Source organism: Vibrio sp. 779(2023) (genome assembly GCF_033344285.1).
Classification (GTDB): domain Bacteria; phylum Pseudomonadota; class Gammaproteobacteria; order Enterobacterales; family Vibrionaceae; genus Vibrio; species Vibrio alginolyticus.
In genome coordinates, this window is the sequence record NZ_JAWPOM010000003.1 from 398455 (window position 1) to 416112 (window position 17658).

Genomic DNA, 17658 nt, shown 5'->3' on the forward strand with positions numbered 1-17658 from the left:
AATAACATGGCTCAACTTAGCATGCGCCCATGTGGGGATTTTCGAACCACATACAAAAGCGATACGCCAATTTTTGAAACCAAAACCATCAGAAGCCTTGCGATTGCTGGTGTCATCGCCATGCTGGCAGCACCGCTGGTCTTGGATATTTACTTCCTAAACCTGTTTATTCAGATTGCATACCTCGGTATCGCGGCATTGGGCTTAAACATTCTGGTTGGTTTTACCGGACAAATCTCGCTAGGTCACGGTGCGTTCTTTGGCTTTGGCGCCTTTGCATCGGCTTGGTTAAATAACCAGTTTAACATTCCAGTCGTGTTTGCGATTCCGCTCGCGGGTTACTTAACCATGATTGTGGGGATGCTGTTTGGTCTGCCAGCGGCTCGAATTAAAGGTTTATACCTAGCTATCGCAACGTTGGCGGCGCAGTTTATTCTAGAGGACTTCTTTGCTCGCGCAGATTGGTTCAGTGGCGGCTCATACGGTGCTAGCGCGAACCCAATTAATTTGTTTGGCTTTGAGTTTACGACTGACGAAAGCTTTTTCTATATCGCTCTGTTTGCGCTGATCTTCATGTATATGTGGGCATCAAACTTAATCCGTTCTCGTGACGGTCGCGCGTTTGTCTCAGTACGAGATCACTATCTGTCAGCAGAGATCATGGGCATCAACCTAACTAAGTATCGTCTGCTCTCATTTGGAGTGTGTGCATTCTATGCAGGCATCGGGGGCGCACTCTACGGACATTATCTAGGGTTTGTATCAGCAGAAGGCTTCACCATCATGATGTCTATCCAGTTTTTGGCAATGATCATCATTGGTGGCTTAGGCTCAGTCAAAGGTACGCTGATGGGGACGATATTTATCGTACTGCTGCCTGAAGTTTTAGAGTTTGGCGTAACGGGGCTTTCAGCGTTTGGTGATACCACCGCTTTCACTGATGGTCTGGCTTACTTCAAAGAAATGGCGATTGGTTTAGTCATCATGCTGTTCCTCATTTTCGAACCTCAAGGATTATCGCATCGCTGGCAACAGATTCGAGCATATTGGAAACACTATCCGTTCTCATATTAACGTGGAATTAAGTGGAATATACCTCAATAACAAGGACAACGAGTTATGAACAAAGGACATTTAGCGACAACGTTGGTGCTGTCATCTGCACTGTTTACTACCGCAACTTGGGCAAAAGATTCTGTGTTTGTCGGGCAATTAGTCGATTTTTCTGGACCAACGGCCTATGTGAGCAAGCCCTATGGTTCTGGCGTGCGAGATGCATTGCGTTGGATTAACCAAAACGGTGGCATTAACGGTACCGAGCTCGAATTTGAAACAGTAGACATGGCGTACAAAGTACCAGTGGCGATTTCCAACTATAAACGTTGGGTGGCGCGTAAAGACATGGTTGCGCTGCAAGGTTGGGGTACGGCGGATACCGAAGCACTTATTTCGTTTGTTACCAAAGACAAAGTGCCGGTGTTCTCTGCTTCTTATTCTGGTCACTTAACTGACCCAACTGGCAAAAACCCAAAAACCGCGAAACCAGCGCCTTATAATTTCTTTTATGGTGCGTCGTACTCAGATGCGTGCCGTGCGCTAGTTAAGTGGGCGAAAGAAGATTGGGAATCTAAGGGCAATCAAGGTGCGCCGAAATTTACGCACATTGGCGATAACCATCCATTCCCGAATGCGCCAAAAGAAGCGTGTGCAGAGTACGCTAAAGAGCTTGGTTTTGATGTGCAAAACCCAGTCGTTGTGTCACTAAAACCAGGGGACTTCAAAGCGCAATGTTTGTCGCTGAAAGAGTCAGGCACCAACTACGGTTACATTGCTAATATCGGTAGCTCGGTTATCTCACTAGTGAAGTCTTGTAACACGGTTGGGACAGAGTTCCAGTACATGGCAAACATTTGGGGCGGCGACAAGCCAGTGCTTGAAGCAGCAGGCGATGGCCTTAAAGATTACGTTTTCCCGGGTATGACGGCGTTTTGGGGAGATGATAATGAGGGCATGAAGCTGGTTCGTGAGATTTCTAAGCAGTCTGAATCAGAGCCGGGCGAATTCAGAACTCACCATTACATTCGCGGTATTTGTTCTGCGTTCTATATGAAAGAAGCAATGGAGTGGGCGAAAGACAACGGTGGCATCACAGGTGAAAACATCAAGAAGGGCATGTATGTCCATGACAACTGGGTACCACAAGGCTTAGAAGGTGTTTGTGTCCCTGCGAACTGGAAACCGGAAGATCACCGAGGCACAACAACTGTGAACGTCTTTATGGGCAACAACGATGGCGGCGCAGTTGATATTAAGAAAGTATCTCAGGTGACATTGTCACGTCGTGACGATTGGCTAGGTTACTAATTTACGACTTATTAATAACAAAGCCTACTGAAAATAAGGATGGGTGAGAGAACACTCTCACCCTAGCAAGGAGTAGTTTGATGGCTGAATTAGCAACGAATATCGAACCGGCAGAAATACTGCTTTCAGTGAACAACATTGAAGTCGTCTACGACGAAGTAATACTAGTACTTCGCGGTGTGAGTTTAGAAGTTCCAAAAGGGCAGATTGTGACCTTACTGGGCGCCAACGGTGCGGGTAAATCCACAACGTTGAAAGCCATTTCTGGTTTATTGAAAACCGAAGATGGTGAAGTGACGCGCGGCGAAATCAACTTCATGGGCGAGCGTATAGACAACAAAAGCCCGGAAGAGATCGTCCGTTCGGGCATCTTCCAAGTTATGGAAGGGCGCCGAATTGTTGAAGATATGACGGTAATAGAAAATCTTCGCTTAGGCGCTTATACACGCACTGACAACGAAGTTGAACAAGACATCGAAATGGTGTTTGACTATTTCCCGCGACTCAAAGAGCGCACTGGCCTGGCGGGCTATTTGTCTGGCGGTGAGCAACAAATGTTAGCGATTGGCCGAGCATTAATGGCTCGACCGAAGATGATTTTGTTGGACGAACCGTCTATGGGGCTTTCTCCACTGCTAGTTAAAGAAGTATTCAGCATTATTAACAAGATCAACAAAGAGCAAGGTATTACCATGCTTTTGGTTGAGCAGAATGCCAACTTCGCTCTTCAAGCGGCCGATTACGGTTACATCATGGAATCAGGCAAAATCGTACTAGATGGCAGCAAGCACGAATTGCTAAACAATGAGGACGTAAAAGAATTCTACCTTGGCGGCGGCGATGAAGATCGCAAGAGCTTTAAGAATCTGAAATCTTACAAACGTCGTAAGCGTTGGTTGTAAGGAGCAAGGATGAACGAACTATTTGATGCGAAAGAATCGTTGTCTCTACAGGCGCGAGAAGAGTCGCTGTTTCAACGTTTGCCAGCACTGATTGAGAATTCGAAAGCCAATAGCGAACATTACGCAGCGCATTTTTCTGAGTTAGATCCTACATTGGCAAACAATCGTGAAGGGCTTGCTCAGCTCCCGATTACACGTAAGTTCAATGTACCTAATCAGCAGCAACTTAAACCGCCGTTTGGTGGCTTAAATAGCGTTGCCATTGGTCAAATGGCGCGCGTATTCCAATCTCCTGGGCCGTTATATGAGGCTCAAACGGATGAGGCCGATTTCTGGCGTATGGGGCGCGCGTTTCACGCTGCTGGGTTCTGTGCGGGTGATTTAGTGCATAACACGCTCTCTTACCATTTCTCTCCTGGCGGATTTATTATGGATGGTGGCGCAAGGGCTTGTGGCTGTGCGGTATTTCCGGCTGGAGTAGGCAATACCGAAGCGCAAATAGAGGCAATTAAACAGCTTCAACCTAATGGTTACACTGGCACACCTTCTTATTTGCTGACGTTGCTACAAAAGTACCAAGAGAAATACAATGAGCTGCCTAGCTTTGAGAAAGCTCTGGTCTCTGGTGAAGCGGTTACAGCAGACATGCAACAGATGTTTGAGGAAAAAGGCATTGCAGTCTTTCAAGCCTACGCAAGTGCAGAGCTTGGTTTGATTGCTTATCAAGTGTCTGGTGAACAAGGATTAGTGATTGCCGAAGATATTATTGTTGAAATCGTTGATCCTGATGGTGTTCCTGTACAACCGGGAGAAGTCGGTGAAGTCGTTGTAACGTCGCTCGATGAGAAGTTCCCGCTGATTCGCTACGCAACGGGAGATTTATCGGCATACCTAGAGACAAGTTCTGATTCTTCACGCACGAATGCACGAATTAAGGGCTGGATGGGACGAGCAGACTCCGCGGTGAAAGTAAAAGGGCTGTTTGTTTATCCGCATCAGATCCAAGAAGTCTGTCGTCGCCACGATATTAAAGGCTCCTTGAAAATTGAGCGCGATGGCTTCAACGATGCCATTACTTTCTGTTGTCATGATGTGCATGTATCAGCAGAGGACATTCAAGCAACACTCCAGTCTGTCACTAAACTGAAAGGCAATGTCCAGTTTGTACCGAACCAAGCGGAGCAGCCGTTAATCAATGATCTTCGCAGTTAACTCATTGGTGGCATAAGTGCAGTAGAAAGTGGTTGTCATAAAAAACTAACAACGTCAGACAAAAGGCTAGAAAAGGGATACCACATTGCGCTGCGTATCCCTTTATTTTTTACTACCGCAATCAGGGAGCGGGTAAATGAAACAGGCACCAATGATTAACACACAATTCTGGGATGATTTGTTTATCCGAGGCACTATGCCTTGGGATGCCCAATCGACACCTCAAGAACTCAAGGACTATCTCGACAATTCACTTCATGTAGGCCAGTCAGTGTTTATTCCTGGGTGTGGTGCCGCTTATGAACTGAGCACTTTTATTCAATATGGGCATGACGTGATCGCGATGGATTACAGCCAAGAAGCGGTAAAAATGGCGCAATCAACGTTAGGTAACTACAAAGATAAAGTCGTATTGGGTGATGTATTTAATGCCGATTTTTCTCACTCGTTTGATGTCATTTACGAGCGGGCCTTTCTCGCAGCACTACCGAGAGATATGTGGTCAGAATACTTTTCGATGGTGGATAAATTATTGCCAAGCGGAGGTTTTCTAATTGGTTTTTTCGTCATTGATGATAATTACCTATCACGCTTTCCTCCATTTTGTTTGCGAAGTGGGGAGTTGGCATCTTTTCTAGAGCCCACGTTTGAACTTGTGAAGTTCTCAGTGGTGGCAAACAGTGTTGAGGTTTTTAAAGGCAGAGAGCAATGGATGGTGTGGCAGAAACGTTAGTCGTCACTGAGACTTCTTTAGAAAGTATTCGCGGAAACTGTCTGGTTCTTTGTGAATCGCTGATACATAAGTCTTCACTCTATGCCTGATGGAATGCTCACATAGTTTGTCGGTTTGTGTGAAACATTAATTTCTCGTTGCTGGTTTAAGTTGTTGAGATATCTCTAACAGCGGTCGAGTGGTTGAGTTTATTGCCGGCACGGGTTGTGTGCTCAGAGCGTAAAGCGACAGATCAGCATCGATCCGAAAGGTAGTAGAACGTCTCTCACTGATCTGTCTATTTCATGCTTATACTATTTTAGGTTGACCATCTGATGCGGTGGCACCGCCGTCTACAGGTAGGTTTACGCCATTAATGAAAGATGCGTCATCACTTGCCAAGAAAGTCACGACAGACGCAATTTCTTCAGGTTCGGCTGCTCGGCCAAGCGCAATGCGCTCATTGAATTTATCGCGGATGTCCTGCGGCCAGCCGTTTGTCATGTTGGTTTTTACTAAACTTGGGCATACGGCGTTAATTCTTACCCCATCCGCACCATGGTCCAATGCCATCGCTCGGGTAAGGTTCACCACTGCGCCTTTACTCGCGCAATAGAATGCGGCACCCCAGTCACCACCCAAACCGGAAACGGACGCGGTATTTACCATACAACCTTTCGTTTTTAAGAGTTCAGGCAAAGCAAACTTCGCGCAATAAACAACACCATCAATGTTTACACCAGAGATCTTCTTCCAGTCTTCCACACTACCTTCAATCACGGAACCAGGGACATGTACGCCAGCATTGTTTACTAAAATATCCAGTTTACCGAAACGGGTAACAACATCAGAAATCAGTGCTGCGACTTTTTCTGGGTCAGAAACATCAATAGAATGCGCAGACACACGCTGTTTATCAAAGCCCTCAACGGCGTTTGCCAATTGCTCTTCATTCCAATCGGCAAGAGCGACGTTTGCGCCTTCTTCATACAAACGTTTTGCGATGGCCAAACCAATACCATTGGCAGAACCAGTGACGAGTGCGACTTTATTTTTTAATCCTCTCATGCGATTTCTCCTTCGAAACTTACAAAAACGGGATCTTGATTTTTCTCTGTGCGCGGCAACATCAGTTTGTCGTTGTCGCTGTAATCTACGGGGATAGCCACCACTGCTGGTCCTTCAACGTCCATGGCTTTATTCAATGTCGGTAGCAATTCGTGTTGACTAGTCACTGCGAAGCCTTTCGCGCCAAATGATTCGGCGTACGCCTTGAAATCAATTGGTCCAAATTTCACACCAGAGCAGCGCTGATATTTGTTGATCTCTTGCATTTCTACCATGTTGTAGGCGTTATCAACCCACACAATATGGACGATATTACAGTTCAGTCTAACCGCGGTTTCTAACTCCATGCTCGATTGCATAAAACCGCCGTCTCCTGATATCGATACCACTTTGCTACCAGGTTTTAGTAGGCTGGCACCAATGGCCCATGGTAGTGCAACGCCCATTGTTTGTTGGCCGTTAGACACCAGCATTTGGCGAGCTCGAAAACAACTTAAGTAACGAGCGATCCAGATGTGGAAGCTCCCCATATCAAGACATAGCGTGGTATCTGGTGTGATGATAGATTGCATGGCTTTAATCAGTGCCAGTGGATGAAATCCTTGCTTGTGATAGACATTGGGATAGGTTTTGATCACTTGCCGTTGCAGTGCTACCTCTTCCAGTACTGAAAGTGCCGTTGGGGAAAGGCGGGCATATTCAGAGATATAGCTGCCCATCTTGTCTAATGACTGCGCAATGTTTCCGACGATTTCAACACAAGGCTGATAATTAAGTTGGTATTCTGCCGGTTCAATATCGAGGTGAATCACTGGGTTGCGGTGGCTGTTCCAAAGCTCAGGGTCATACTCTATTGGGCTAAAGCCGATGGTGAGAATTAAATCGGCGTCCCGCAGTAAAACATCGCCAGGTTGGTTATTAAACAAACCGACACGCCCAGCAAAGTGATGATAGTAATTGATGTCTACCGTGCCGGCGGCTTGGTAAGTGCCGACAACGGGTAGCTGCGTATTTTGAAGAAATCGGGCGATAGCAGCAGCGTTTTTACTGCGGCTCGCGTGAAGGCCAAGTAAAACCACACAGCGCTTTGCTTTACTGATTCGACTGACCGCTTCTTCGATTGCTGCGATGTCTGCGCAACCAGGCTGTGTGTAAGGCGAGGGGACAATAATGTCCGTTTGGGTTTGCTCGGATAAAACATCTTGGGGGAGACTCAAAAAGCAAGCCCCAGGACGACCTGACTCTGCGATACGAAATGCGTTCGCCATGATCTCGCTTGCGGCGTCCACATGCTGCACTTCAGCACTGAACTTAGTTATAGAGCGAAAAATACTGACGGTATCCATGCTCTGGTGTGTTTGTTTTTGCTGGTCAGTTCGTTTCACCGCACCACCGATAGCAATCAGCGGATCGCCTTCGGAGTTTGCTGTTGCCACTCCCGTAACTAGATTTCCACAGCCAGGGCCTGACGTAACCATGGTGACGCCTGCTTTGCCGGTTAGTCTTCCCATAACGCCCGCCATAAATGCGCCGTTAGCTTCGTGGCGTACCGGAATCATTTGGATGTTAGTGTCTTCAATCGCATCGAACAGTCGATCGATTTTTGCACCGGGAATACCGAAAATGTACTTAATGCCGAGAGACTCTAGCTGTTGAGCGATCAACTGAGATCCATTTTTATTTGAAGGTTTGGATTGCATTTGTTGTCCTTATTATTTGCCTGACTTTGTTACTTTTCCGCCTTTTCTATGGCGGTATTTATATCTTCCGGAGCCAAATTGGCGTTGAGGAAGTCTGTCGATACCGGGGTATCAATCACTAGCCGCGAGACTTTGCCAATCTGGAGGAACCCTGACGAAATGCTGTAATCCTGAATATGACCACCTCCTTGGCGGTCATCGGTAATAAAGTGTTCGTGATAGCCGGGCACATTGATGCCAGTCGTATATTTAGGACTGCGAAAGCCGGCGACCACGCCTTGCTTATGCGTGAAGCGGAACGTTGGTTGTTCTTTGACCACTTCAAGCATTGGCCGATAAGGGCGTGTTTGTTTAGGTACGGTGCGAGTACGAACTGAATCGAAAACGCCATCAATGCGCACTGCGCAAAATAGGTTATCGCTTGGAACCATCTCGTCTATGATGCTATGGACTTCATGACGTGACATGCGCGATGTCAGTGGCAGCTCGATATCAGGCTTAAAAAAAGTCATGACAGCAAAGGGCGTTTTTTGCGCCAGGTCTGCCGGGTTTGCGGAGCCATCCGACTTGAGTTGAAAAACTTCCTTATCAAACGCAATCAACTCACCATCCAATTCATTGAACGTACCTAAACCAAAATCCCCATGTTTCAGCAGTTCTTCTATGGTTGTTGAGCCTTCGTAAACACCAGCGATCAAAGCACTCATTAACGAAGTCTGATAAATCTCACCATCTCCGGTAACGTGATGGTATTCAGAAAATTCTTTCGCTACTTCAAGCGAACAAGCACATAGAGGGTTATAAAATCCACGCATGAGTAAGACCAGTTATGCAATGAAGAGTATATTTAGATTGACTTCTACACGGTGCTAAATCCAATATAAAAAAGATTTATTTTGATATGGAAAATATATGGAATTTCGCTACCTGAAGTATTTTGTCGCGGTCGCCGAGACTCGTCACTTTACCCGAGCAGCTGAACGGTTAGGGATTGCGCAACCTCCTTTGAGTCAACAAATCAAAAAGCTAGAGCACGAGCTTGGCGTGGACTTATTTAAGCGCTTGTCTAGAGGAGTAGAACTGACCCATGCAGGGCAAGTCTTTTATACGGATGCGGTAAATATTCTTGCTGATGTGGAACGCGCTAAAGCAAAAGCCCGACAGATTGCCCGTGGTGAAAATACGCAGGTTAAAATTGGGTTCGCGACGTCAACATCAACCTGCATTAAGGTATTGGAGAGGATTGGGCGTATTCAAGAGAATGGGGTTCATTTACAGACGGCGGAACTGTCAATGCCAGAGCTTGCCACTCAGTTAAAAAGCAAACAACTTGATCTCGCAATCATGCGGCTACCCTGTTACGCCAGTGAGCCTTTTGAGCACAAGGTGTTGTTTAACGACCCGTTTGTCGCGGTGATTCCGGCGGGCCACGAACTGGCAAAGTATCCCTGTATCCAGATGAAACAGTTGAGAGGCCATAAAATTTTACTGTTTCCACGAGAGACTGGACCCGCATTGTTTGATGGCATGAGCACACTTTTTGCCGACGCAGGAGTAAGGCTCGAACCACAGTTCGCAGCACCGCAACTTCGTACGACGATTGCCATGGCGCAGGCCGGGTTAGGTATTGCTCTCGTTCCGCGCTCACTGGCTGAACATCTCGATGATTCCGCGACAGTCGCTGAGATTGATGATATCCCTCTCATTAGTCGTGTTGTTGTTGCTTGGGAGGCATCTAATCTCAATAAACAAGCGCTAAAAGTAGCCATGCACATCGGTCATGTTGAGGCTTAAAGATGAGTCATCGAATTGGCTCTGATAGCCACAGGCAAATGTGATACTCTCACTCGTTATATGCAAAGCTATGCTTTGGTTGAATAGACAAATCTTACTCAACGAATAGAACTTACTGAGGATGTACCAATGATATACGCTGCGGTCTTTGATATGGACGGGTTGCTGATTGATTCAGAACCTTTGTGGAAGGAAGCGGAAAAGCAGGTGTTTTCATCAGTTGGTGTCCAAGTGACCGAAGTGCTGTCAAAGCAGACTGCAACTATGACGACAGGTGAAGTAACAAGGTTTTGGTATGAACGTAATCCTTGGCAAGAAAAGAGCCTAGAGGAAGTAGAGAATGCTGTTGTGGATAAAGTGGAGGCATTAATAATTGAAAAAGGATGCGAATTAGAGGGTGTTACAGAAACACTCAAATTGCTTAAGGAAAAAGGGTTTAAGATAGGGTTGTCTACTAATTCACCTTATCAACTCATTCCCATCATTTTGAACAAACTCGGTATTGCCAGTTACTTTGACGCGATATCATCGTCAGACGATGTAGAGCAGGGTAAGCCAGAGCCAGATGTCTACCTTTCAACAATCAATAAACTAGGTGTAGATTCAAGTAACTGTATTGCCTTTGAAGACTCTTATTCGGGTATGCTTGCGGCAACACGAGCAAACATAAAAACAGTCGTGATACCTCAACCTGATAAGTTCTACCAAGAGTTTAATGAAGCCAGTCTAAAGCTGCAAAAGCTATCAGAGTTTAATGAAAGCCATTTGGCGAGTTTAATGGACTTGAATTTGAAAGCAACACTTGCACCAACACCGCATGAAAGTTTTTTAGAAGAAGGACTTGATTGTGAATAGCCGGTCGCTGAAAAAATACCTACTGCCAATGTTCTTATTGGTTTTACCTATAGAATCATTCGCAAAAGATACGACTATGTTGGACGAGCTCAATAATCGATTTGTTACATTTGAAAGGCGATTTGATGATTGTATCAACTCTGCTTCTCAAAGTGATATGAGTGAAAACATTGTCAGTCAGATTCAAGCGCTTAATATTGATTTTGAAATTTCGGTTGGCTATTTATACAAACAATCACTTTATTTATGCTCTGATGATGAATTCAGTGATTTAGCAAGAATTATCATGATAATTGAAACCTCCGATAATGATGGATTGCAATTATCAAAGGCAAAAGCTAGTCAAATTAGAAAGCTACTTTTTAGCAAAGTGGATTTACGTTTAGAGTCGAAGTTTCAAAGTTTACCGCAAGATAAAAAGGAAGCATTACTGAGCATTGCGAAAAAGCTTGAACCTTTTGATCTCGTAAGCATGCATGAACGACTTCAGGCAATGTAGACTTATGAAAGAATGTTTTGAGTAGATTCTTAACGCTTGGCTTTTTCATTAAGATTGAGTATTAGGTTCAACGCCTCTAGCTCTTACACAAGATCTAGAGGCATCCATTTTTTATTGACTTAAAAATGCCGCGCTAAGATTTTAACCCTGCAGCGGTCATCATGACGCGAAATAACATAGACACTAACCCTAATGCAGCGACGTTAACGACCCAAATTCCAACCATCCACGCCCATTGGCGGCACCAATTTTTGACTTTCATACTCACTCCTTATCAACTCGTTAATGGTACGCTTCGTCTTCTTTCACTTTTCCAGAGAAGACGTAATAACTCCAAAAGGTGTAAGCCAGAATGATCGGGATGATGATCACCGCTCCAACGAGCATAAAGCGCTGACTGCTTGCAGGAGCCGCTGCTTCCCATATTGATATGCTAGGAGGAATGATATTTGGCCAGATACTGATACCAAGCCCTGCGAACCCGAGAATCACGATCACTAGCGCCATCACGAAAGGGCTGCGCTCTTTACGCTTTTTAACGGAGTCAGCAATCTTCAAACATACCAGTCCAGTAATGACTGGTACGGGCAGTAAGTAGAACAAATTCGGCAGAGAAAACCATCTTTCCGCAATGGTAGGGTAAGCAAGTGGAGTCCAAGCGCTCACAATGACTAATGCGGAGATCATCGCCAGTAGTGTTTTATTAGTGAAGCGGTACATCGTGTTTTGCAGTGCACCTTCCGTCTTCATGATGAGCCATGTGCTACCGAGCAGCGCGTACGTTGCGACTAAACCCAAACCGCAAAAGATGGGAAAAGGGGTAAGCCAGTCTAGTTGGCTACCTACGAAGACGCGGTTTTCCACCGCAAAGCCTTGAATTACCGCGCCAACAGCGATGCCTTGGAAAAACGTGGTTAAAATCGATCCGACCATAAAAGAGCGATCCCAGAACTTTAAGTGGCTTTCCAATGCTTTAAAGCGAAACTCAAATGCGACTCCACGAAAGATCAAAGCAATCAACATCAACGTTAAAGGGATGGTTAGCGCTTCAATAATCACCGCGTAAGCCATCGGAAAAGCGCCAAATAGAGATGCGCCTCCAAGCACAATCCAAGTTTCGTTACCGTCCCAAACTGGCGCGACACTGTTGACCATGACGTCTTTTTGTTTTTCATCCTTGATGAAGGGCATCAGTATTCCAATACCCAAATCGAAGCCGTCCATGATGATGTACATCAAAGTGGCAAAAACGATGATCGCGAACCAAATCACGGATAAATCAAAATGCATATTCTCTACCTTAACTTTGTGACAAATTCTAGATGCGGCCTGAAACGGTCGTCATGTCGTGCTCATCGTGCTCGATTGCATCGGGGCCTTTCTTGATTTGGTGGATCATGTAGTAATACCCAAAACCAAACACCAAGCTGTACACAACAAGGAAACACAGCAGGCTGATGCTCATTTGTAGGTCTCCGTGTGCAGAAACCGCATCACGCGTTTTTTGTACGCCATACACGACCCAAGGTTGTCGACCAACCTCTGTCGTAAACCAGCCAGCGAGTATTGCGATAAGGCCAGATGGCCCCATAAATAATGAAAATTTGAGGAACCAACGCGAGGTATAAAGCGTGTTCTTTTTTCGTAACCACATGCTGTAGAAGCTTTGAAAAATCATCAGAAGTCCTAGCCCGACCATGATTCGAAATGACCAAAAGACGATAGGTGAGTTCGGTCGTTCCTCTTTCGGGAAGTCTTTCAGCGCCGGGATTGGCTCAGTTAAACTGTGGCGTAGGATCAAACTTCCTAGAACAGGAATTTCTAAGGCATAGTCTGTGCGTTCTTGTTCCATGTTTGGCATGCCGAACAAAATCAATGGGGTTGGTTTGCCATCACTGTTATCCCAATGTCCTTCGATGGCAGCGATTTTGGCGGGCTGGTGTTCCAGAGTGTTTAGCCCATGCACATCGCCAATCACGGCTTGGAGTGGCGCAAGGAACACTAAGATCCCGAGCGACATCGAAAACATGGTTTTTACCGCAGTCGATTGATTGCCTCTCAATAAATGCCAAGCGGCTGACGCGCCTACAAAGAGTGCTGAACTGACAAAAGCTGCGACGCTCATGTGAGCCAAACGATAAGGAAATGAAGGATTGAAAACGATAGCAAACCAGTCGGTTGGCACCACACGTCCGTCGACAATTTCATAGCCTTGTGGCGTTTGCATCCAACTGTTGGAGGCGAGAATCCAGAAGGTCGAAATGATCGTGCCTAACGCCACCATCGAGGTTGCAAAAAAGTGCAGCTTTTCGCCGACGCGACGCCAACCAAACAGCATCACGCCAAGAAATCCGGCTTCGAGAAAGAAAGCCGTTAACACTTCATAAGTCAGTAATGGGCCAGTGATAGAACCAGCGAAGTCGGAGAAACCACTCCAGTTGGTGCCGAATTGATAGGCCATGACAAGGCCAGATACAACGCCCATCCCAAAGTTAACCGCAAAAATTTTCGACCAGAAGTGATAGAGCTTTTGGTAATCGGGATTACGTGTTTTTAGCCATAAGCCTTCCAGCACGGCGAGATAGGTGGCCAAACCTATGGTGATAGCGGGGAAAATAATATGAAAGGATACCGTGAAGGCGAACTGTATCCGTGCAAGCATAAATGCGTCGAGGCCAAACATTAAACTTCCTTTGATCTTTTAAGTTTTATGAGAGAGCTATTTTAAAAGGAGCGGAATGAGGGAAGTAGGTACAGACAGTGACTATAAACCTATAACAGATTAAATATTGAAGTGTTATTATTTTGAATTCAGCTTTATGGAGGGGGATTTGCGTTTGGCGAAGTATCAAGAGTTAGTGGAACAGCTTAAAAGGCAGATAAAATCGGGGATATGGCATCCGGGTGACAAGCTGCCTTCTCTGCGTCGCCAATCTGAACACTCGGGTTTAAGCTTGATGACGGTGTTGCATGCCTATCAAATTCTGGAATCTCAAGGCTGGGTCACCTCACAGCCGCGCTCTGGTTATCGAGTCGCTCCCAATATTAAGAGTTCAAATGAACCCCAAGCGCCAGCCGCGGTTTCGTGGACAGAACAGGTAGACATCAATGAATTTATCTTTGATGTGCTGCAAGCGAGTAAAAATCCATCCATGATCAATTTTGGCTTTGCCTATCCAGATCCAAGTTTGTACCCACGCTATCACGTGAATCGGGCGATGAGCGCAGCCGCTCGCAATATGCCGATTTCTACCGCCTTTGATAACTTACCGCCGGGAAACGAACAATTACGCACCATCATCGCGAAGCGTTATGCTGCGAAAGGCATTGAAATTTCACCCGATGAAATTGTTATTACGGCAGGCGCGCTGGAGGCGTTAACGCTCAGTTTGCAAGCCTGCACAAGACCGGGAGATTGGGTGGTTGTGGAGTCGCCTGCATTCTACGGTGCATTGCAATCCTTAGAGCGGTTAGGTTTGAAAGCGCTCTCAGTAAGAACAGACCCAGTCACGGGCATTGACCTAGACTCATTGGAACGAGCGCTGCAAACACACGATGTGAAAGCATGTTGGCTGATGTCGAACTTCCAAAATCCTCTGGGTTTTACGCTCACCAACGAGAAAAAACAAAAGCTGATTGAGCTGACACAGCGATATAACGTACCAGTGATTGAAGATGATGTGTACAGCGAACTGCATGCAGGGAATGACTCGGTCTACCCACTAAGAATGTTTGATGACACGGGCAATGCCATGTTGTGCTCCTCGTTTTCAAAATCATTAATCGCAGGGCTACGTATTGGTTGGGTTGCGGCGGGAAAGCGGGCGCTAGAGGTACAAAAGTTACAGCTAATGAGTACATTAGCGACGAGTGCACCAGTGCAAATGACATTGGTGCATTATTTAACAAGCCGCAATTATGAATCGCATTTGAAGCAGTTACGGAAAAAGCTGTTTGAACGTAAAAGTAAGATGACGGATCTGCTTAGTGAGCTGTTACCTGAAGAAGTCAAAGTGTTAAGCCAAAGCGGCGGGTACTTTATTTGGTTAGAGCTTCCCAAGCATATCGACGCCTTGCAGATATATCGAGAAGCGCTAAAAGATAATATCAGCATCGCACCGGGAAAGATGTTCAGCCTGACAGAACAATACGATCACTGTATTCGTCTTAACGCTTCTTTTGAGCTCAATGACAAATACGTCCATGCTCTCAATCTGCTTGCCAACATTATTCGCTGTCATTTGGCGAAATAGCGACTTTCTTCAGTTTTTTGGTTTAATAGAGCGCGCGGGATTTCCAGCAACTCGATCGCCCGGCGCAACGTCTTTGGTTATGACAGAGCCAGCGCCGACGACGGCCTCATCGCCAATGGTCACGCCTGGCAGTATGATAGCGCCCCCACCAATCCAAACGTTATTGCCGATTTTTACCGGTTTGGCGATCTCATCTCCGGCTAAGCGTCTTTGTGTATCGAGTGAATGAGCGGCTGTGTAAATTTGCACTCTAGGCCCAATCATGACGTCCGCGCCAATCTTAACCTGCCCATTGTCCAGAATAATGGCATCCCAGTTGATGTAGGAGTTTTCCCCGATGGACAAGTGACAACCGTAGGTAAGTTGAAGCGGTGGCTCTATACAGGCGCTGTTTTCTAATTGGACGCCCATTTCCGCCAATAGTTGTCTACGGATACTTGGGTTTGGCTCGTGGTTAAATTGGAAGACAAGCTGCGCGGTTTTGGCGCGCATCAGCTTTAGTTCTTCATCCAGACAATTATAGGCTTCTCCAGAGCGCATCCGAGTCAGTTCTGACATAACAATCATTCCATCAATGTTATTTGCAATAAAGTGCATAATAATAAATGAGAGTGATTCGAAGTGAAAATTTGATGCTTAAAAATCAGAAAGTTATCACTGATTTGCCTTGCGTATTCAGTCGGTTGATTGGCTCGTTGAGTACACAAAGACGTACTCCTTAAATGGCTTAATCGTGTTGAAGCCAAAGCGGGAAACCACTCGAAGCGTTTTACGTAGATTACAATATAGTTAATAAGAAGAACTTAATTGAGCCGCTTGCGCTATCGATTGACCTAAAAATTTAAGACTTATGCGCTCTGGCTTGCTGGCAACGATGAATCAAGAGTGAGCACTTTATGTTCGAACGGGTCATTTCATTTTTAGAAACAACGCTGTTTACCTTTAACGAACAACCTATCACGTTGTGGGCGATATTGATGGTGCCGACATGGGTGATTGTCGCTTTATGGTTGTCCAAAATTTTAATCAAAACCGTTACGTCAAGAATGTCCTCATCGGGGAAAGATCCAAACGTCATTCATTTGGTTAAACGGATATTATTTGTCATCGCTCTCGCCATTATTTTTATGACCACACTTTCGATGATCAATGTGCCAATCACCGCGTTCGCCTTTCTGTCTGGTGCCATCGCTATCGGCTTCGGTTTTGGTGCACAAAACATCATTAACAACTTCATAAGTGGCTGGATTTTGATTGGTGAAAAGCCAATCCGAATTGGGGACTTTTTAGAGGTCGAGGGAGCCAAAGGCATTGTCGAGCAAATAAATACGCGTTCAACGCGAATCAGGCGAACCGATGGCGTTCACATGCTCATTCCCAACAGTCAATTGATTGAGAACGTGGTGATCAACTGGACGTTATGCGACAGATTAGTCCGTGGCTCGGTCGTCGTCGGCGTCGCGTATGGGAGCGATGTCAAACAGGTTGCTGCCTTAATGGCGGAGGTGACTTCGCAGCAAGCGCAAGTTCTGAGTTCGCCAGCTCCAGACGTGTTTTTTCAAGACTTTGGCGATAATGCTTTGATCTTCGAATCTTATTTTTGGATTAACTCAACGGTTGAAGGCGGGATTCGATCGGTCGCAAGTGCCATACGTTTTGAAATCTATGAAGCTTTCGAAAAGCACGGTATTGAAATCGCGTTTCCACAACGAGATGTGCACATTGATGGGGAAATCAAGTTGTCTAGGGAGAGAAACGGATAGGGCGATAAGCGGTGTAGGTGCCCTTATCTTGGCTTCGAGTAGTGATAGCGAGGCGGTCACAATATGGATTCACCTCGCTAGAAACCAGTTTGAAGGCGTTATTGGTTGTCCCACATGACTTCGCATTCTTCTTTGATTGCTGATTTTAGCAACTCAATCAGTGGAAACGCTCTGCGTCCTAGGCTTACCGCGGGCTCTGCTTGTTCTTCCTCTTCGTCTACATCAGTAGGGAGGTTTTCTTCAGCTGCATTTTTCGCAGATAGAGCAGAAGTTAATCTTGATAGCGCGTCAGGAACATCTTGAGCGGAAATTGATCCCGGCACCGTGCCGCTGTGACCCATCATTTTGAGCATATCTAATGCAATATCACCAAACATTGTGACGTTTGAGTGGCTTCGACAACGAAATGTTATGAGCATTTACCTGATCCTGTTTTATATGTTCGGTTTGAAACTAAATTGTAGCTGAAATCAGACACTAATTAATGTGATGAAGACCGTTGAGCGTTAAGGTTTTTATGAGTAACAACAAAAAAC

18 protein-coding genes are annotated in these 17658 nt (G+C 45.7%); 10 read left to right on the forward strand and 8 right to left on the reverse strand.

The features are described 5' to 3' along the window. Positions 1–6: 6 nt before the first annotated feature. The 5 genes from R8O70_RS06770 to R8O70_RS06790 all read left to right on the forward strand — a co-directional run bounded on the left by R8O70_RS06770 (position 7) and on the right by R8O70_RS06790 (position 5211). On the forward strand, positions 7–1074 hold the full coding sequence (locus R8O70_RS06770; protein WP_005382737.1) for a branched-chain amino acid ABC transporter permease: 1068 nt from the start codon (positions 7–9) through the stop codon (positions 1072–1074). A 45-nt stretch (positions 1075–1119) separates the two neighbouring features. Then, positions 1120–2364 carry an ABC transporter substrate-binding protein gene (locus R8O70_RS06775; RefSeq protein ID WP_005373285.1) on the forward strand — a complete coding sequence of 415 codons (1245 nt, stop codon included), beginning with the start codon at positions 1120–1122 and terminating at the stop codon, positions 2362–2364. An 80-nt stretch (positions 2365–2444) separates the two neighbouring features. Then, on the forward strand, positions 2445–3266 hold the full coding sequence (locus tag R8O70_RS06780; RefSeq protein ID WP_005373283.1) for an ABC transporter ATP-binding protein: 822 nt from the start codon (positions 2445–2447) through the stop codon (positions 3264–3266). A gap of 9 nt (positions 3267–3275) precedes the next feature. Beyond that, positions 3276–4478 (forward strand): phenylacetate--CoA ligase family protein, encoded by a 1203-nt coding sequence (locus R8O70_RS06785; RefSeq protein WP_170890151.1) that lies wholly within the window; start codon positions 3276–3278, stop codon positions 4476–4478. Between the two features lie 136 nt (positions 4479–4614). Next, the gene (locus tag R8O70_RS06790; RefSeq protein ID WP_318184100.1) at positions 4615–5211 is read left to right on the forward strand and encodes a methyltransferase domain-containing protein; all 597 of its coding nucleotides are present in this window, start codon (positions 4615–4617) and stop codon (positions 5209–5211) included. Between the two features lie 288 nt (positions 5212–5499). Here the strand turns inward: R8O70_RS06790 and R8O70_RS06795 are convergent, their stop codons facing one another. Genes R8O70_RS06795 through budA form a run of 3 tightly spaced genes read right to left on the reverse strand, consistent with a single transcriptional unit; the run spans position 5500 to position 8773 of the window. Further along, entirely contained in the window at positions 5500–6258 is a 759-nt protein-coding gene (locus R8O70_RS06795; RefSeq protein ID WP_017820351.1) for an SDR family NAD(P)-dependent oxidoreductase, read from the reverse strand. After that, positions 6255–7958 carry an acetolactate synthase AlsS gene (gene alsS, locus R8O70_RS06800; RefSeq protein ID WP_213869872.1) on the reverse strand — a complete coding sequence of 568 codons (1704 nt, stop codon included), beginning with the start codon at positions 7956–7958 and terminating at the stop codon, positions 6255–6257. Before alsS ends, R8O70_RS06795 begins: the two co-directional genes overlap by 4 nt. A 29-nt stretch (positions 7959–7987) precedes the next feature. Next, positions 7988–8773: an acetolactate decarboxylase gene (budA, locus tag R8O70_RS06805; protein ID WP_017633685.1), complete on the reverse strand. Its 786-nt coding sequence runs from the start codon at positions 8771–8773 to the stop codon at positions 7988–7990. A gap of 97 nt (positions 8774–8870) precedes the next feature. Between budA and R8O70_RS06810 the strand changes: the two genes are divergently transcribed. The 3 genes from R8O70_RS06810 to R8O70_RS06820 all read left to right on the forward strand — a co-directional run bounded on the left by R8O70_RS06810 (position 8871) and on the right by R8O70_RS06820 (position 11106). After that, complete coding sequence (locus tag R8O70_RS06810; protein WP_213885483.1) at positions 8871–9752, forward strand: LysR family transcriptional regulator; 882 nt, start codon at positions 8871–8873, stop codon at positions 9750–9752. A 129-nt stretch (positions 9753–9881) separates the two neighbouring features. Beyond that, complete coding sequence (gene hxpB / locus R8O70_RS06815; protein ID WP_054574664.1) at positions 9882–10607, forward strand: hexitol phosphatase HxpB; 726 nt, start codon at positions 9882–9884, stop codon at positions 10605–10607. Next, positions 10600–11106 carry a hypothetical protein gene (locus R8O70_RS06820; protein ID WP_054574663.1) on the forward strand — a complete coding sequence of 169 codons (507 nt, stop codon included), beginning with the start codon at positions 10600–10602 and terminating at the stop codon, positions 11104–11106. Before hxpB ends, R8O70_RS06820 begins: the two co-directional genes overlap by 8 nt. Before the next feature lie 133 nt (positions 11107–11239). Here R8O70_RS06820 and R8O70_RS06825 read toward each other — a convergent pair whose 3' ends face one another. Genes R8O70_RS06825 through R8O70_RS06835 form a run of 3 tightly spaced genes read right to left on the reverse strand, consistent with a single transcriptional unit; the run spans position 11240 to position 13789 of the window. After that, positions 11240–11368 carry a DUF2474 domain-containing protein gene (locus R8O70_RS06825; protein WP_318184101.1) on the reverse strand — a complete coding sequence of 43 codons (129 nt, stop codon included), beginning with the start codon at positions 11366–11368 and terminating at the stop codon, positions 11240–11242. A gap of 20 nt (positions 11369–11388) precedes the next feature. Then, on the reverse strand, positions 11389–12396 hold the full coding sequence (cydB, locus tag R8O70_RS06830) for a cytochrome d ubiquinol oxidase subunit II (protein ID WP_213885484.1): 1008 nt from the start codon (positions 12394–12396) through the stop codon (positions 11389–11391). A 28-nt stretch (positions 12397–12424) separates the two neighbouring features. Next, the gene (locus R8O70_RS06835) at positions 12425–13789 is read right to left on the reverse strand and encodes a cytochrome ubiquinol oxidase subunit I (RefSeq protein ID WP_005477080.1); all 1365 of its coding nucleotides are present in this window, start codon (positions 13787–13789) and stop codon (positions 12425–12427) included. A gap of 136 nt (positions 13790–13925) precedes the next feature. Here R8O70_RS06835 and R8O70_RS06840 point away from each other — a divergent pair, with 136 nt between their 5' ends. Then, positions 13926–15359 carry a PLP-dependent aminotransferase family protein gene (locus R8O70_RS06840; protein WP_085569101.1) on the forward strand — a complete coding sequence of 478 codons (1434 nt, stop codon included), beginning with the start codon at positions 13926–13928 and terminating at the stop codon, positions 15357–15359. Between the two features lie 9 nt (positions 15360–15368). Here R8O70_RS06840 and R8O70_RS06845 read toward each other — a convergent pair whose 3' ends face one another. After that, a complete protein-coding gene (locus R8O70_RS06845) occupies positions 15369–15917 on the reverse strand; it encodes a sugar O-acetyltransferase (RefSeq protein WP_085569100.1) in 549 nt (182 codons plus the stop codon). Between the two features lie 338 nt (positions 15918–16255). Here R8O70_RS06845 and R8O70_RS06850 point away from each other — a divergent pair, with 338 nt between their 5' ends. Continuing rightward, the gene (locus R8O70_RS06850) at positions 16256–17122 is read left to right on the forward strand and encodes a mechanosensitive ion channel family protein (RefSeq protein ID WP_005463614.1); all 867 of its coding nucleotides are present in this window, start codon (positions 16256–16258) and stop codon (positions 17120–17122) included. Between the two features lie 98 nt (positions 17123–17220). Here the strand turns inward: R8O70_RS06850 and R8O70_RS06855 are convergent, their stop codons facing one another. Then, on the reverse strand, positions 17221–17541 hold the full coding sequence (locus R8O70_RS06855) for a DUF1840 domain-containing protein (protein ID WP_005373256.1): 321 nt from the start codon (positions 17539–17541) through the stop codon (positions 17221–17223). Between the last annotated feature and the right edge of the window lie 117 nt (positions 17542–17658).

Coding starts and splice junctions, on each gene's coding strand:
- R8O70_RS06770 (WP_005382737.1), top strand. CDS start 7: ATGGCTCAACTTAGCATGCGCCCATGTGGGGATTTTCGAACCACATAC.
- R8O70_RS06775 (WP_005373285.1), top strand. CDS start 1,120: ATGAACAAAGGACATTTAGCGACAACGTTGGTGCTGTCATCTGCACTG.
- R8O70_RS06780 (WP_005373283.1), top strand. CDS start 2,445: ATGGCTGAATTAGCAACGAATATCGAACCGGCAGAAATACTGCTTTCA.
- R8O70_RS06785 (WP_170890151.1), top strand. CDS start 3,276: ATGAACGAACTATTTGATGCGAAAGAATCGTTGTCTCTACAGGCGCGA.
- R8O70_RS06790 (WP_318184100.1), top strand. CDS start 4,615: ATGAAACAGGCACCAATGATTAACACACAATTCTGGGATGATTTGTTT.
- R8O70_RS06795 (WP_017820351.1), bottom strand. CDS start 6,258: ATGAGAGGATTAAAAAATAAAGTCGCACTCGTCACTGGTTCTGCCAAT.
- alsS (WP_213869872.1), bottom strand. CDS start 7,958: ATGCAATCCAAACCTTCAAATAAAAATGGATCTCAGTTGATCGCTCAA.
- budA (WP_017633685.1), bottom strand. CDS start 8,773: ATGCGTGGATTTTATAACCCTCTATGTGCTTGTTCGCTTGAAGTAGCG.
- R8O70_RS06810 (WP_213885483.1), top strand. CDS start 8,871: ATGGAATTTCGCTACCTGAAGTATTTTGTCGCGGTCGCCGAGACTCGT.
- hxpB (WP_054574664.1), top strand. CDS start 9,882: ATGATATACGCTGCGGTCTTTGATATGGACGGGTTGCTGATTGATTCA.
- R8O70_RS06825 (WP_318184101.1), bottom strand. CDS start 11,368: ATGAAAGTCAAAAATTGGTGCCGCCAATGGGCGTGGATGGTTGGAATT.
- cydB (WP_213885484.1), bottom strand. CDS start 12,396: ATGCATTTTGATTTATCCGTGATTTGGTTCGCGATCATCGTTTTTGCC.
- R8O70_RS06835 (WP_005477080.1), bottom strand. CDS start 13,789: ATGTTTGGCCTCGACGCATTTATGCTTGCACGGATACAGTTCGCCTTC.
- R8O70_RS06840 (WP_085569101.1), top strand. CDS start 13,926: ATGGAGGGGGATTTGCGTTTGGCGAAGTATCAAGAGTTAGTGGAACAG.
- R8O70_RS06845 (WP_085569100.1), bottom strand. CDS start 15,917: ATGTCAGAACTGACTCGGATGCGCTCTGGAGAAGCCTATAATTGTCTG.
- R8O70_RS06850 (WP_005463614.1), top strand. CDS start 16,256: ATGTTCGAACGGGTCATTTCATTTTTAGAAACAACGCTGTTTACCTTT.
- R8O70_RS06855 (WP_005373256.1), bottom strand. CDS start 17,541: ATGCTCATAACATTTCGTTGTCGAAGCCACTCAAACGTCACAATGTTT.